Annotated in this window: 17 protein-coding genes; 5 read left to right on the forward strand and 12 right to left on the reverse strand. The window is 41.7% G+C overall.

Features of this window, described 5'->3' with window-relative positions; translation table 11 throughout:
* Window positions 1-3 precede the first annotated feature (3 nt).
* The 6 genes from V7R39_RS07810 to V7R39_RS07835 all read right to left on the reverse strand — a co-directional run bounded on the left by V7R39_RS07810 (window position 4) and on the right by V7R39_RS07835 (window position 4,666).
* Window positions 4-933, reverse strand: coding sequence for an efflux RND transporter periplasmic adaptor subunit (locus tag V7R39_RS07810; RefSeq protein WP_334029833.1), 930 nt, complete (start codon window positions 931-933; stop codon window positions 4-6).
* Complete coding sequence (locus V7R39_RS07815) at window positions 926-2,323, reverse strand: TolC family protein (RefSeq protein ID WP_334029834.1); 1,398 nt, start codon at window positions 2,321-2,323, stop codon at window positions 926-928. The genes V7R39_RS07810 and V7R39_RS07815 overlap by 8 nt, the downstream gene beginning before the upstream one ends.
* 71 nt (window positions 2,324-2,394) lie before the next feature.
* Complete coding sequence (locus tag V7R39_RS07820) at window positions 2,395-2,772, reverse strand: hypothetical protein (protein ID WP_334029835.1); 378 nt, start codon at window positions 2,770-2,772, stop codon at window positions 2,395-2,397.
* 19 nt (window positions 2,773-2,791) lie between these two features.
* Entirely contained in the window at window positions 2,792-3,691 is a 900-nt protein-coding gene (locus V7R39_RS07825) for a cation diffusion facilitator family transporter (protein ID WP_334029836.1), read from the reverse strand.
* A complete protein-coding gene (locus V7R39_RS07830) occupies window positions 3,678-4,043 on the reverse strand; it encodes a DUF3703 domain-containing protein (RefSeq protein ID WP_265609021.1) in 366 nt (121 codons plus the stop codon). The genes V7R39_RS07825 and V7R39_RS07830 overlap by 14 nt, the downstream gene beginning before the upstream one ends.
* Window positions 4,040-4,666, reverse strand: coding sequence for a cation transporter (locus V7R39_RS07835; protein ID WP_334029837.1), 627 nt, complete (start codon window positions 4,664-4,666; stop codon window positions 4,040-4,042). The genes V7R39_RS07830 and V7R39_RS07835 overlap by 4 nt, the downstream gene beginning before the upstream one ends.
* Window positions 4,667-4,745: 79 nt before the next feature.
* On the opposite strand from V7R39_RS07835, the gene cadR reads away from it, so the two are divergent.
* Window positions 4,746-5,168: a Cd(II)/Pb(II)-responsive transcriptional regulator gene (gene cadR, locus V7R39_RS07840; RefSeq protein WP_334029838.1), complete on the forward strand. Its 423-nt coding sequence runs from the start codon at window positions 4,746-4,748 to the stop codon at window positions 5,166-5,168.
* Window positions 5,169-5,421: 253 nt separating this feature from the next.
* Here the strand turns inward: cadR and V7R39_RS07845 are convergent, their stop codons facing one another.
* From V7R39_RS07845 to V7R39_RS07870, 6 genes are all read right to left on the reverse strand, one after another.
* Window positions 5,422-6,192, reverse strand: coding sequence for a hypothetical protein (locus V7R39_RS07845; RefSeq protein WP_334029839.1), 771 nt, complete (start codon window positions 6,190-6,192; stop codon window positions 5,422-5,424).
* A 120-nt stretch (window positions 6,193-6,312) separates the two neighbouring features.
* Window positions 6,313-7,002 (reverse strand): LapA family protein, encoded by a 690-nt coding sequence (locus V7R39_RS07850; protein WP_334029841.1) that lies wholly within the window; start codon window positions 7,000-7,002, stop codon window positions 6,313-6,315.
* Window positions 7,003-7,228: 226 nt separating this feature from the next.
* Entirely contained in the window at window positions 7,229-7,864 is a 636-nt protein-coding gene (locus tag V7R39_RS07855; RefSeq protein WP_334029842.1) for a DUF6988 family protein, read from the reverse strand.
* Between the two features lie 432 nt (window positions 7,865-8,296).
* A complete protein-coding gene (locus V7R39_RS07860) occupies window positions 8,297-8,941 on the reverse strand; it encodes a hypothetical protein (protein ID WP_334029843.1) in 645 nt (214 codons plus the stop codon).
* Between the two features lie 69 nt (window positions 8,942-9,010).
* A complete protein-coding gene (locus V7R39_RS07865; RefSeq protein WP_334029844.1) occupies window positions 9,011-9,541 on the reverse strand; it encodes a DUF4145 domain-containing protein in 531 nt (176 codons plus the stop codon).
* 357 nt (window positions 9,542-9,898) lie between these two features.
* Window positions 9,899-10,108 (reverse strand): hypothetical protein, encoded by a 210-nt coding sequence (locus V7R39_RS07870; protein ID WP_334029846.1) that lies wholly within the window; start codon window positions 10,106-10,108, stop codon window positions 9,899-9,901.
* Between the two features lie 337 nt (window positions 10,109-10,445).
* Here V7R39_RS07870 and V7R39_RS07875 point away from each other — a divergent pair, with 337 nt between their 5' ends.
* From V7R39_RS07875 to V7R39_RS07890, 4 genes are all read left to right on the forward strand, one after another.
* Entirely contained in the window at window positions 10,446-11,009 is a 564-nt protein-coding gene (locus tag V7R39_RS07875) for an HNH endonuclease family protein (RefSeq protein WP_334029848.1), read from the forward strand.
* 462 nt (window positions 11,010-11,471) lie between these two features.
* Complete coding sequence (locus V7R39_RS07880; protein WP_334029850.1) at window positions 11,472-12,053, forward strand: hypothetical protein; 582 nt, start codon at window positions 11,472-11,474, stop codon at window positions 12,051-12,053.
* A 520-nt stretch (window positions 12,054-12,573) separates the two neighbouring features.
* Entirely contained in the window at window positions 12,574-13,092 is a 519-nt protein-coding gene (locus tag V7R39_RS07885) for a hypothetical protein (protein WP_334029851.1), read from the forward strand.
* Window positions 13,089-14,039 (forward strand): DEAD/DEAH box helicase (locus V7R39_RS07890; RefSeq protein WP_334029853.1); only part of this gene is annotated, 951 nt, incomplete at its 3' end. The genes V7R39_RS07885 and V7R39_RS07890, both read left to right, overlap by 4 nt.

The raw sequence follows: 14,039 nt of genomic DNA on the forward strand, positions 1-14,039 counted from the left end.
GCATTAATGATCATGGCCTGCCTCCGATTTTTCCAAATCTGCTTTAATTATGTAGCTATTGGAAGCCACGACGCGTTCGCCTGCTTCAAGGCCACTGATAACCTCGATATAGTGACCATCTGAGACACCAAGCTCTACCGCTCTGGGCGCATACTCATCACCCTCAACCACAAACACAACTTGCTTGGCTTCATACTCTTGCACAGCAGATAGAGGAACAGCATGATTGACTGACTTAGTTGATGTCGTAACCTGTGCTTTGACCAGCGTACCGAGTGGCCAATATCCAGTACTATTGTCGACAGTTACATTGGCAAGAGAGTGTGGATTGCCATCAGCGGAAGGCGTAATGTAAGCAATTTTGGAGGTTTGGTTGAAACCTGCGTGGCTTAGGTCAACTGACTGTCCAACCTTTATGTTGCTAAGCATTTGCGAAAAAACGGTTAGTTGTGCCCATACTTTTTTATAGTTAGCTAACGAAAAGAGTACTTGCCCGTTTGATAGCTCACCATTATTCGCATGTCGCGCAATCACATTGCCATCAAAAGGTGACGTGATGGAATAACTTTTCAAACTCTCATTGGACTCCACAACTGCTAAAATATCGCCTTTCTTAACGGGGTCTCCAATATTAACTTTTACATCCTTAATAACGCCGTCAAACCGTGCTCTTATATGACTTAATGAGGCGGGATCTGCACTAATTCGTCCGTAAAGTGTAGCTTTTACCGCAATTTCGCGTGCGAGCACGGGAGTTGCAGAAATACCGCTATGAATTGCTGTTTCATTGCTCATCCTTACGACTTCACCTGCGTGATTGCCTCTATCGTTGGAATTTGCATCACTTTGTTTATAACCTGCGATTGCGGTGAAGCTATAAAGGCTAAGGGTGAAGATAGAAATAAGTACTTTTTGTAGTGTGAATTTATTCATAATCATGACTTCTTATCGAAATGTTAGATGACTGCTGCCAATTGTTTTGGTGACTTGAGTGCGTTGAGTCATCATTGTGATCAGTCGTCAGCGCGAGGCCTGTGAGTGTTTCAATTTCTGTTTTGCTTAAATGCACTTGAGACGCCGACTCTATTAATGTCAGCTGGGTTGCCAGAAGTTCCTGTCGAGTAATTACCCATTCCAAGTAGCTAAAACGGCCTTCTAAGTAGGCGCTCTCAACTAAATCTAATGCTTCTTTTAAGGGGGGGATTACGTTGAGTTGAATCGTTTCAACCTCTAGCAATGCACGTGTATGTTCGCCTAACGCTTGATTAATTGAATGTAATAGACTGCGAAGGTTGCTTTGTTTTTGCAGCTCTATTGCGTCAAGACGTGCTTTATGTGCTTCGTATTCACCAAGGTTTCGTTCTTTTTGAAACAGTGGAACGCTTACTCCGGCAACCAGTGCTGTTTCATCAATACCTTGCATTCTGCGAAGCCCCGCTGACCACTCAATATCAGCGCGGTTATTCGCTTGCACTAAACGAAGCTGCGCCGCTTGCACACGGCTTTGTTTAGCGTATAGGTCAATGTGAGGGCTATTTTGGATTGCGACTGCCAGCGCATCAAACGACGCAACTTTGTTAAAAGCAAAAAGATCGCCTTCCACATGCTTAAAGCTCGGGGTCTGCTCCCCCCACATGATGGATAAACTGCGCAAGGCAAACGTTAGGTCCTGTTGAGCTAGATTAACATCGAGCTTTGCTTGGGCCAGCGCAGCTTGGGCACGTTTTTGTTCTAACAAGGGGGACGCGCCTGCTTCAACGCGTTTCGTTACGGCATTCAATGTATAAAGTGCAAGTGCCTCTGCATCTTTTATGACGTCTAAGTTCGCCTGCAATACGAGTACTTTGATGTAACGACGATTAAGCTCACCGAGGATATCTAAGGTGAGTATTCGCTTTTCAACATCTTGCTGTATTCTCCGTTCAGAGAGTACATTCAACCTTGCTGCTGGCTTATCATTGAGCTGTAATACTGATGATAGTGTCAAGGTAATTTCAAGCTCTTTGAGACCCGATACCTCGCCGGTTCCCAAAAAGTTCTCTAATTCAACCCCGGCATTCAGTGCTGGTTTAAGCGCTGCCGTTTTTGACTCTCCGTCTATAACACGTTGTTTAAATTCAAATTCATACAAACTTGGATTGTTGGCAAGTGTCATTCTAATAGTGTCTTCAAGAGTCAGCGTTTCTCGTATGGGCGCTTGAACACTTTCGTCTACAAATCTGTTGGTTTTCGCCGCATGTGCGGTCGGTGGACTGAGTAATAAGCCCACTATGCAACTACACACAATGACAGGTGCATGCACGAAAATAGGAAACATTTTCATTGGAATATCCTAATAATTTATCAAAGTTTAGCGTCGCGAGTGTTATCAGCGCGGCACTATCGAAAAAAGTACTAGGACGTAATTTTGGGTGGGCGAAGTAATCGGTTAATAGGTGCGTCAATTACCGCATCTAAATAATTGAAATTGTGGATTGAAACCACTGTTTTCAGACTGTTGATATGATTCTGACTAACCCACTGTGCATGTGTGCCATGGCAGTGGCCGCAATGGTGACAATCAGCAGGATTGTGGTGCTCTGTACTTACTTTATCACTGGTTTCATTGGCAGACAGCTCAGACTGCACTTGCTCGTGCTCAGAATGCTTATGCTCGTGTTGCAAGTGCTGAATGTCTATTGCATGAAAATCTAACGAATTCGCCACGGCAGAAAACGACTGAAAGAGTATCAGCGAGATCACGATGTAACTTATGCGTTTTAGATTTTTCATGTATGAAAGTTTACCAAGCCTAATTCACTTCGTCACGACATTGTTCATTAGCAAACTCCAGCTCAACTGTCGTATGTTCAAATTTATACTTTTCTAACGAACTGTGTATGTTTTCTTTGAGTGATTTGAGGTGCTCAAGACTGACATCTTCATCAAGAACAAGATGGACCGTCATTACGTTACGCTCACCGTCTAGAGACCAAATATGAAAATGATGAAGATCACTTACCTTATCGTTTGCCAGTAAATCGCTTCGAATCTTTGAAAGCTGTTCTTCATCGGGCGTTGCTTGCAAAAACAGCATTAGAGTTTCTTTGAGATTGCGGAACACATTGAAAAGGATGAACAAAGTAAAGCCAATGGATAAGATTGGATCTAAAATAGGCCAAGGCTTAAACATTAAGACGATGGACACGATAAAAACTGCTACCCAACCAAGCACATCTTCCAGCAAATGCCAGTTGAGGACTCGCTCATTTAATGAGTCTCCCTCACTCAGTTTATAAGCCGCAAAGCCGTTTACTGCCATCCCAAAGATAGACAATAAAACCATCCCTTCAACTTGGGGCATTTCAGGCTCAGCCAAACGAGGTATCGCTTCAAGCAATATCCAAATGGAGCCTACCGTCAGCACAATACCGTTAATCAATGCACCGAGTAAGGAAAATCTTTTGTAGCCGTATGAGAATGTTTGATTAGAATCTTTATCGCTAAGCTTGTTTAATCCCCACGCTGTACCAATGGAAAGACTATCACCCAAATCGTGCACTGCGTCAGCCATAATAGCGGTGCTGTTGGTAAGCCATCCACCAATGAATTCAATAACAGTGAACACCACATTTAAGAAAAACGCCCATCCAATACGTTTAGACGCGTCGGTTGAATTCTCTTGCGAGTGTGAATGGTTATGACTGTGCATTTCTAATTTTTTCCAATATGGCTTTGTTTTCGGGTGAAATAGACATTGGCTTGAATGGACTCACGTTTGCCCCACCAGTATTGCCCTCAGGCAATAAGCCAATTGGAGTTTTAGTCAGCGCACCTAGCATTCTAAAAATTTGTCCAAATATCTCTTTAAGGTCGCGGCGTTCTATTCCAAATTTAAGCATTTCATAATGCACTCGTGTGTGGTGGTATGTTGAGTGCTGACCGATGACATGAGCATCCTCTAAGGCCTTAAATCCTGCTTTATTGTCATTGTTCGAAAGGGATTGATGCGCGGCGCTCAGTTTTTGAAGTATGTAAGGTTTTGCTGCTTGAGTGAAATTCATACGATCTCTCCATTCGTCGAGCTGTTTTCACGGAATTCCTGTCTGGCGTCTTTTAGAATTAAGACTGCGCCTCGTAACACAACGATAGACACAATAAAACCTATGACCAAATCAGGCCAACGAGTATCGAATAGATAAACCATCACACCCGCCAATATCACTCCTATGTTTGCAATGAAGTCGTTTGCCGAGAATATCCAACTTGCTCGCATATGCACCTCGCCATTTTTTTGTTTTCTGATTATCGCCAAACATATAACGTTAGCGATAAGTGCAACACCGCCCATGCCCATCATAAGCATAGATTCAGGCCCACTTCCAAAGGTTGCGCGACGAGCTATGTCAAACAAAATTAATAGGCCTAATGCCAATTGAAAATATCCACTTACCTTTGCAGCATTGGCTTTGTGAACAATTGTTTTCCCTACTGCATATATACCAACACCGTAAACGACTGCGTCAGCCAACATATCAAGGGAGTCTGCAATAAGTGCCGTTGAGTCAGCGAGTAACCCTACACTCATTTCAATGATAAACATCACAGCATTGATGCCCAATAGCCAGTAGAGAACTGCCTTTTGTTCTTGGTCTTTTATCTCAATTTCGCACCCACAACCACTCATAAAAACACTCGCTTTACTCACCTATAACGCGAGTGTAAACTCTATACTTGGTATAGAGTCAAGCTTTAGGCAAGTTAAAATGAAAATTGGGCTTCTGGCAGCTAAGACAGGGTTAAGTATTCAGACAATTCGTTTTTATGAGCGTAAATCACTATTGGCTGCACCTGAGCGAACGGCATCGAATTATCGAAGCTACTCTGAAGATGCACTGAAGCAGTTATTGTTTATAAAGCAATGTCGCGCATTAGATATGACAATCGAGGAAATTAAATTAGTACTGGAAACCCGAGCAAACCCAGAGAATAGCTGCGAAAACGTTAATACTACAATAGATAAGCATGTTGACGATATCGAACATCGGATAGCTGAATTAAAAGTACTGCAAGAAACACTGATTTCAATTCGTTCTGCTTGCGATCATGATAAGAAGGTTAAAGAGTGCGGGGTATTGCATCAATTAGATAGCTTTGCAGAAGTGTGTTCTTCTAGTACGGAGAATTAGTCTCGAATTATCAGTTTTATGTTGGAGCTTTGTCATAGGTATTCGGCTAAAGCAGCCATTCAATTTTTATTAGTAGCATGACCGTTGATTACCTCATTCGTGTCATTAAAATCTTAATGAGCCAAGGTCTGCTTCACGTACGTTTCAGTCCCACAGCGTGAGGGGCATCTTGAGACAAAGAGCAGACCTTCAACACCCGCAGCGCGGGCAAAATTGAAGCGCTGAGGAAATTTTTTACCTGTGCCTGCGCTTGTTACATTTCTCTATGTGGGACAGCCATATGTACCTCCATATGGCGCATTTTCATTACGTTGAGCTTATCTGTTTTGTACTTTTCTTTGAGATAGCTCAATACTTCATTTGGTTTATTACGATCAACCTCGCCTTCGACTATAAAAGCACAACCTTCCTTTTCTTCATATATAGGGTCTCTGACACCTACTGGCATAGATTGCACTAAAACAGACGCTTTGAAAGACTCATACCGAGGTGAATGGTTGTTTACACAGATAGTAGCCTCACCTTTACGGCCAGTGACCATTACAGCGTCTATTGAATCCCGATACTTAAAGAACTGACTAAAGCCGAAGTAATAGCAAGTTCCCGCAAAAGCCTCATCGGAGCTAAAGTCTACAACCGTTTCACTACCATAAAGCCCAGTAATTATTTGCTCTAGTAAGGCGTCGTAAGCTAACCCTGTACAGTGAACCCAAACTACTCTGAAAGTTAAATCGTCAGTAACGTGTGCTTTGATTTGCCTGCGGCCGTCTCGCACTACATTTTGAAGTACACTTTTTGTAGCGAGAGCTTCAGAAATTTCGAAAATTTCACCTCTCGAAAAAGCTTCCTCTCTTGCTTCACCAAGCTCTGGATTTGCCTCTTTCTCTTTGACTTCTATCAAATATTCGTTAATGCCGTTGAACACAAAGAAGTCCGGCGTTCGCTTGTCCGACTCAGGGATTTTCTCGACTTGGAGGTTAAAGTGCTCTTCCAATGTTCGCTTTACTAAAGTTTCAGTGTCCATCAGTACCTTTCGAAAAGTAACGCTGCCATAATTTGCAGTCTTGGATTGGGGGCATTTGTACTATTTTAAAGCACAAAAGACGTAGCGGAAAAACTGTCAATTGATGGCTCTGTTAGTGTTTTATATTAGGTCTAATTCAACCTTCATTTGTTTACGAATATTGTCGCGAATTGAAATAATCTCTCGGCCTTGTTCTTCGGCTTTTTCCTGAAGTGGTGATAACATCGTTTGATCAGCCCAGAACTCAGGGCTTGCCATCATCCTCAACATTTCTTGCGCTGTATTTGTTGCTTCGCCAACATTAGCTGTTAATTGATCCAGAAGACCATCTAAAACTGATGATGAAATCAGGCGAATGCTATTTGTTTCCGTTGTGAGCTTTAAATGCTCTTGGTGTAGCTCACCAAATAAAGCCATCATGCCTTGGTTAAACTCAGCAATAGCTTCATTTTGTGTTGATGCATCATCAACCAAATAGTTTTTCATAAACTTCGAATGAATCGGGCCAAATCGCTCTATGAAAATCTCGTTGCTTTTGGCGTGAAATTTGTCGAGTAAGGTAAAGAACTTTGCGAATTGGTTTTTCTTCTCACCATACTTGTGCTTTCTTAATTCAACATCTAGAACATTATTTTTCTTTAGTTCTTCGATTTCTTTCGTGTATTTGACCTGAACTTGCTGCTTTTGCTCCTCTAAGTTTTCAATATCTTCTTTTAAGGCACGATTTTTACCTTTTTCTTTTCCATAAGCAGCAAAGTAACCTGCCGCGATTCCAAGTAAAAAAGATACTAATACAACTATATATTCCATTCGATTCTCTATTTCATGTGAACACTAACGCCGTGTTCATCGGCTTGTCCGGTTCAACGCTTTGCTAGAGCTTTTTACTGAGATTTCATAGTAACACCCGTTCCCCATTAAAAACTATATTCTGTGTTTGCGTGGGAAAGAAAATGGAATGTCTGCTAAATGTACTCAGTCTAACTACAGCAAGCCTTAACGTGCATAAATGGAAAATGAGCCAACTGTCAACGCTTCAAGAAGAGGGGGGCGTTAGCACGTCCTTTGTGCTTGACTTGTTAAAGGCCCACGATTGCAAGGTAAGGCCAAGCTCTTTGTAAATTGGAACAATATCTTCCTTTTCTGCCAAGTCAATAAGTTCGCCTAGAATGGTCAAGGAAAACAAGCCTACTTTTTGCATTAATTGAAAAACCTCGTCATCACTTAAATTCGGGGTAATATAATTTTTATCTCCAATTTGCCTGGCCGCATTCTGAATTCCCCCGTGAGTGAAGCTATGCATAAAAAATCGTAGCTCATCCCACATTTTTGAGAATATAGGAGGGTTTCCAGTGTGTGACTCGATTTCCTGAACCAAATCCCATGCACTCTTCCACTTATCCGTTTCTATGCATTTAGCTACTTGATCATCGGTTGCGCAACGATGCAACCATATTGCTCTGAAGGTTGTTTCAAACAGAGGGCGTAACAATGCATAAGAAGATGAAAAATTCTTCTTTTGCGAAAGTAATTGAATTGCATCGCAGTGATTAAGTGACACGAAAAGCATTGAAGATACTAAACGGTTTCGTCTAGTGTTACTAACAGAGCAAGATTCTGATAATGTCCATATCTTTTCAAGTTGCTCTCTAACCTTAAATATGCATTCCATGCTGCCTGCCCTTTGACAATTTAATGTAGAGCAAATTGCGCATTTTTCTATCTTGCATTTACTCGTTTTTTTCATAGTGCCAGAACGCACCAGCTTCTAAAAGTCAAAGGTGGCAATGGCTGCAAGAAAGCTGAGCTAAACGAGCATATGACAAAAACGCGCAATTGGGTCGTTTTCCTGAATATGGGAGCAAACAAATGTTTTAAACAGCGAATACAAGATTAAAAAAATCGAGCTAAGCAGCGGACTATTTGAAAATGGATTTTGCTCCTCTTGATATGTCCAACTGTCCACTTTACGTACATTCGTGAAGTTCGGCTTGAGACAATGAACGGACGTTCAACGCCATTATCAAGCACCGTTTTGAAAGCGTCCGCTTGCGCTACCAAGTACAGAAAGAACTACAGAAAAACTGTCAGTTTGACAACTTTGTTAGAGTGTTATCGTTGGCTCAATTCTTTCAAAAGCATCTTTCAATTTTTTCTCGTTGGGTAAGAGTTTAACCAAGCTGTTAAAACAGTCCATATTTTGCTTGATTGCAGCTCGAACTGCGGTATGCATTTCCTTTGTTAGAGAATCTAATTTAGCAGACCATGCATCACCAATTATTTTAGTTGCTTGTTCTTTACTCAGCTTTCTCGAAGAACCTTTGGAGATTAGATACTTTTGCAGTTCTGAATACTCCAAGTCACGCTTCTCTATTACATTGATAGCAGATTTTGCAACCCATTCAGCATGAATAATACTGGCGACAAGGTCATATTCACTTTTACCTAGATAGGTGATCAGCTCTGATGGGTTATGCTGAATATTAGGGGGCATAAATATCTCAACCAAATTAACTTCGTACCACTCTAGCTCCCGCCCATCGGGAACAATCTTTTTATCAACTTTACTAATCACCTCACCATAATGACGACAGATTATAAGAGCATTGATAATCGTAGCTTCTCGTGCCTTCACAAGGCTTTTCTCTTCTTTCTTCTCTTGCCACCACGTCGCCGCTAGTGCGCCGCCATAAGCGCCAGCCATTGCGGATAAAAAAGATAAGACAATATTTAACATCAACTCAGACATATTCTCTCTCAACTCCAAAGCTTCAATAACCGGCGCCGAAGGCGCTGAGTAAATTGAATTGTTATATGTTTAAGTTCTACCGTCTTTCTTCTCAGCGGCTTGCCTTGGCTTCTCCGGTAGTCCTAGATACATTGCATCCCATTCCTTCGGCTGGGTTATACCTGCATGCACAATTAAATTTAACAGTCCAAATAGCCCATTGCAGATATTATCTATGTCTTGTTCGTTCATTTCACCGGGGTGAACAGCGTTATTCCCAGCAATTCTCAAAGTATCAGCCGCCTTGATAAGCCGCTCTCCAAATTCAGGGCGCTTTGCTAAGGAACGAATGTCTGTATCAATGTGAGTTCCTGGCTCACCGAGATACTTACAGAGTTTTTGAAGTGCGAGTCTTAGAAGAGCAGCGGCAGATCTAGGGGAGTATGCTGCGACCAATCTCGCCTCTTCGTAGTCACTGGAAACATCTTCTGGCATGTCGTCCGAAGCTAGTGGAGTCGAAGGGAGTATTGGGTCAACCAGTCGAAGGTTGTAGTTATAGTTATCCTTTCTATCAAACTGTTTCCAAACAGACCCTTCTCCACACGCTCTACACAAAAGCATGTAAGTTCCAGTAGATATATGTCCCTGAATACTCATATACAAAATATCACTCAGAGATTTGGCCTGACAAATTGGGCAATCAAACTTTATCGTATTTTCTTGTGTACTAACTCTGATGATTCTCACTTTATATTTCCTTGATACATAACATCTTTTACTTAGACCAAATAGTAACACCAGTTTTCATTGAAGAACCAATATCTATTTTTTCGGCGGAAAAATGTGAGACTTCTGCTTCACGTACATTGCTGCCCCATGATTGTTATCGACAAACGGGAATATGCAAATTACGACTGTTCGTTTCGATTGAAAAATTTTTCAGGCTGATTACTACGAAAGCTGAAATTGAATAAAAACTTATCTATGGTTACTCAGCTTATCCAGACATTTGAATGAGCTGTTAACACAACCGCGGGCATACTCAAGCAGCACTATTGCATTGTCATTACACTTGATAGCTTTATGCTCTGGCTCATCGTCTGGGAAGCTCTCGAGTATCGTGCTGATGATGTCATGAACAGATCTCAGTTCATCAGCGATGTCGACTCTTACTTGCTCTATGTTCATTTTATCACCAGCCCCTCTGATTTTAGAGCTATGTTAGCAGCGAGCCTCCCCTTTTATAACTGTACCTCGGAATAGTGTAGTGTTGGCACTACCTAAACAATGTGGCAGGCTCAATCTATGCATCATTTATCTGAAACTTTATGAATATTTATAAGCTGTTAGTAATTGCCAGCGCCCTATTGTTACAAACAGGCTGTGGGTCAGATCAGCCCAAATCAGAACCAACGTTGCCCCAGTCACGGTAAAAAAGTCTTCATCTGGTATATGTCATGATGAAACCAGTGCCTCATATGAACGGACTAAAAATTTCACCGCTTATGACAGTATAAGCACTTGCGTGGACTCAGGTGGTCGACTGCCTAAAGGACGGGTGAACGCCCCTGTCAACGAAGCTCTAGAAGAAGGCAGAGATTTTGTTGCTCTTTACGATAGAAGCGATTGGCCGCATTGGTCAGATGATGATGGCGACTGCCAAAATACACGGCATGAGTTGTTGCTGATAACCTCGCAGGCTCGTGTTGGCTTTAAAACTGACGACGAGTGCAATGTGCTCACTGGCTCTTGGCATGATCCATACAGCGGTGAAATAGTGGCAGACTCAGTGGCTTTGGACCTAGATCATGTAGTGCCGCTCAAGTGGGCGCATGGTCATGGCGGCGATAAGTGGAGTCGGGAGCTTAAGAGACAGTTTGCCAACGACCCAGATAATCTATTACTGGTGCAAGCTTCATTGAACCGTCAAAAGGGCGCTAAAGGTCCCGACGAATGGATGCCGCCCAGACACTCATACAGGTGTGAATATCTGCGACACTTCAATGCGGTGATATATAAATACGAGCTAACGTATATAACAAGTGAGAAAAGGATCGTCGATAGAATGCTCCATGCTTGTAAAAGTTAGGAAAACTGGAACTCGGACTCGCAACCACGATACTTCGCAAAAAATTGAGAAACTCGCATTATAACGGAAACCATCATTTAAAGTGCGAAGCTTGAATGCTTGGTGTGGCGCTTTTATTCGCATTCGTGGGCAATCATTAGAACAGCGGGTCCTCGCTAATAGTCGCCGATAAACTTGCAATCAGCCATCGGCTGCTTCACGTTCACAGCCTAAGTTAAGCTTCTACTGGCTCCAACAGACTTTGAGTTCAGACTTCTTTCGCTAGATTTTTTCCATTATTCACAAGCTGACCTCTAAGTTTCTAAGGCTTGAAATGTTCCACGTTGGCAGTTTAGTTCGGCTAGCCCTTTCAAGAATTGTTTGATAATTAATGCTGATGGTTTGGAAAGGTTATATTCTGGGGGAAATATCTGATAGCTGGCTCGAAGTCTCAGATCATTACCTCATAAATAAGGATTAATTATGGGAACAGTTGTCGTCGATACAGGACTGCAAACAAGAAAGTCAGATTTAAACAGGGTTCTTAGTTCTATTTTCAAAGAGCCGATTTCGGAAAATACAAGAAAACATCGAGCAAAACTCCTTCTATTTTCAAGTATTACGGCCTATTTGTTATTCGCTGGTGTTCAATTAACTCAGGTTGGTTGGCTAAAATTTGAAAGCACATCAACTAGCCCTACCACACCCTTAGTCCTCATTGCGACGTATTACTTAGTGTACTTCGTCAAGTTTGCTCATTCTGATTTCGCTAAGTACAAAATCGCACGTAGTTTCGATATTTTCGATAAGTACGAACGAGGAATCGAAACCTTGGCTAGAAAGATCGAAAACAGTGAAGGGATAACTTCAAACGAGTTCACGAATAACGAGCTTACAAATTGGCTTGCAGATTACAAGGCAGACAGAGAGACACTTATTGAGTCTTCAAATCGTACTTTCCGAGAGCTGATACTCCTAGAATACGGCGTCCCTGTAGCAACACATTTAGTAGCGTTGGGATTATACCTAGTTGAAGTTATCATTCCTTCAATACAACCCTGGTAGGCCGCTATGAGTAGCACCGTTTCATGGAATTATTTCTGTTATAAAACTTGCAATGAGCCAGCATCTGCTAGGAAACTTTATTTTCAATTGCTTCTCAAAACACAGCCTGAACGGCAACACATATAGCAACCTAGTATGGGACTTTCTAACTTTCCTATAATTACAAGAGTGCACCAATCACTCATGGCCCAGAAGTATTGTGATATACATCCATTGATTTCATCAAAATAGTGAGTCCCTCACGTGGATCCAACTCGAGTATCTGGCACAACTCAATGAACTCTACGAGCTCTATTTTTCGTCTCGCTTGTTCAATCTTGCCTAAGATTGAGTGATGCTTCCCCCATTTTTCAGAGACCTCTCGCAAAGAGAGACATTGCTCCTCACGATGTGTTTTTAACCACAGCCTAAGTTTGTCGTAATGAGGTGAATAAACTGATGTTTTCATTGTCTCGATGATAGAGACAAAGTAGACTGTCGCGAAATTCGAGACAGAAGTCACTTAAAGAGACATTTTACAATGCCAAAGAAGCAGTATGATATTGATATACATGATTTTATACGTTCACTTTCACTAGAAAAGTTCACAGTTACAGATGTTACGAGACTCCTTTCAGAAGTTCACGTAAAGATGTTCGACAAAAAGAAAAACGCTACTCAATTCGTCTATCGCCACCTTAAACTTCTTGAGAGAGAGGGAGTCATTAAGAAACTGAGTACAAATAGTCAAAATGCCATAGTCTTTTGTTGGCCAGGGCACGGCGAAGACACAAATAGATTGCAAAAAGTTTCTCATATAGAAAATAAAAGTCATATGCATATCATTAAAAATCTGCAAGAAAAGATCAGGTTATACAAGACTGAAATGCTGACAAATATTGGTGAAACTGAAGCTTATTCTGAGTGGGTAACTGAAATGCCCGAGTTAGCAGACGACGTAAAGCTTCACTACCAGCATACGCGAGAGCAAGCGAAGGTGATGCTAGGTAAAGTAAAAGGGTTCGAGCGTCTGTTGGCTCAATATGAAGCATATTTATGATGAATTTGAGAAATTGGCAAATTGAAGCCATTAAAGCCGCCCTACATAAATTTAAAACACCGTTTTCTCACTTTTTATGCTTAGCAACTCCGGGGGCAGGTAAAACCGTCATGGCGTCTACCCTTGCAGATATTCTTTTAAAGACAGATAAGGTCGATTTGGTATTGTGTTTTTCGCCATCAAGCGTAGTTGCAAATGACTTCAAAGTAGAACTCGAAGCTATAACGAAGAAACGTTTCTGTGGTGGACTCGGTGCAAGCGGTTCATCGCTAACTTATCAGAGTATGAGGCATTTGGATGCAACGTTTTGGACGTTGTTTAATACCTATAACGTATTTGTTATCTTCGATGAGAGTCATCATTGTGCTGGTGATGAAACTCAAAATGCTAATGCCTGGGGAGAGCAAATCCTCACAAACATACAAGGAAGAGCTCGCTACACGATGGCATTAACTGGGACTCCCTGGAGGAGTGACACTATTCCAATCGCTTTGGCTAACTACTTAGGTGAAGACAGTAGATTACAAGTAGATTATCGATATGACCTAACTCAAGCTATTGAAGATGGAGTATGTCGCACACCTCATATGACTCTTTTCGACAGTGAGCTTATAAACGTTATTGAAAATGATGATAAGAGTTCATTTACATCGATCTCAGACTTTCTTCTCAAAAGCGGGTTATCGTATTCTGAAATTATTTCTCACAATGAGGTAATTCGCCGAATATTAAAGCATGGAATAGTTCAATTAAACAGAGAGCGTCAGATTTTCCCAGATGCTGGAGGATTGGTTGTCTCAGCGTCGGTAAATCACGCAAAACAAGTTCAACTGTTACTGACTGAGTTAGGCGAGTCAAGTGACATAGTGACATATCAGGAAGACGATCCGGAAAGCCTTATTCGGCGATTCAAAGGTAGCCGTCAAAAGTGGATAATTTCTGTTGGC

Source organism: Alteromonas sp. P256 (assembly GCF_036864455.1).
Lineage (GTDB): Bacteria > Pseudomonadota > Gammaproteobacteria > Enterobacterales > Alteromonadaceae > Alteromonas.

Coding starts and splice junctions, on each gene's coding strand:
- V7R39_RS07810 (WP_334029833.1), bottom strand. CDS start 933: ATGAATAAATTCACACTACAAAAAGTACTTATTTCTATCTTCACCCTT.
- V7R39_RS07815 (WP_334029834.1), bottom strand. CDS start 2,323: ATGAAAATGTTTCCTATTTTCGTGCATGCACCTGTCATTGTGTGTAGT.
- V7R39_RS07820 (WP_334029835.1), bottom strand. CDS start 2,772: ATGAAAAATCTAAAACGCATAAGTTACATCGTGATCTCGCTGATACTC.
- V7R39_RS07825 (WP_334029836.1), bottom strand. CDS start 3,691: ATGCACAGTCATAACCATTCACACTCGCAAGAGAATTCAACCGACGCG.
- V7R39_RS07830 (WP_265609021.1), bottom strand. CDS start 4,043: ATGAATTTCACTCAAGCAGCAAAACCTTACATACTTCAAAAACTGAGC.
- V7R39_RS07835 (WP_334029837.1), bottom strand. CDS start 4,666: ATGAGTGGTTGTGGGTGCGAAATTGAGATAAAAGACCAAGAACAAAAG.
- cadR (WP_334029838.1), top strand. CDS start 4,746: ATGAAAATTGGGCTTCTGGCAGCTAAGACAGGGTTAAGTATTCAGACA.
- V7R39_RS07845 (WP_334029839.1), bottom strand. CDS start 6,192: ATGGACACTGAAACTTTAGTAAAGCGAACATTGGAAGAGCACTTTAAC.
- V7R39_RS07850 (WP_334029841.1), bottom strand. CDS start 7,002: ATGGAATATATAGTTGTATTAGTATCTTTTTTACTTGGAATCGCGGCA.
- V7R39_RS07855 (WP_334029842.1), bottom strand. CDS start 7,864: ATGGAATGCATATTTAAGGTTAGAGAGCAACTTGAAAAGATATGGACA.
- V7R39_RS07860 (WP_334029843.1), bottom strand. CDS start 8,941: ATGTCTGAGTTGATGTTAAATATTGTCTTATCTTTTTTATCCGCAATG.
- V7R39_RS07865 (WP_334029844.1), bottom strand. CDS start 9,541: ATGCTTTTGTGTAGAGCGTGTGGAGAAGGGTCTGTTTGGAAACAGTTT.
- V7R39_RS07870 (WP_334029846.1), bottom strand. CDS start 10,108: ATGAACATAGAGCAAGTAAGAGTCGACATCGCTGATGAACTGAGATCT.
- V7R39_RS07880 (WP_334029850.1), top strand. CDS start 11,472: ATGGGAACAGTTGTCGTCGATACAGGACTGCAAACAAGAAAGTCAGAT.
- V7R39_RS07885 (WP_334029851.1), top strand. CDS start 12,574: ATGCCAAAGAAGCAGTATGATATTGATATACATGATTTTATACGTTCA.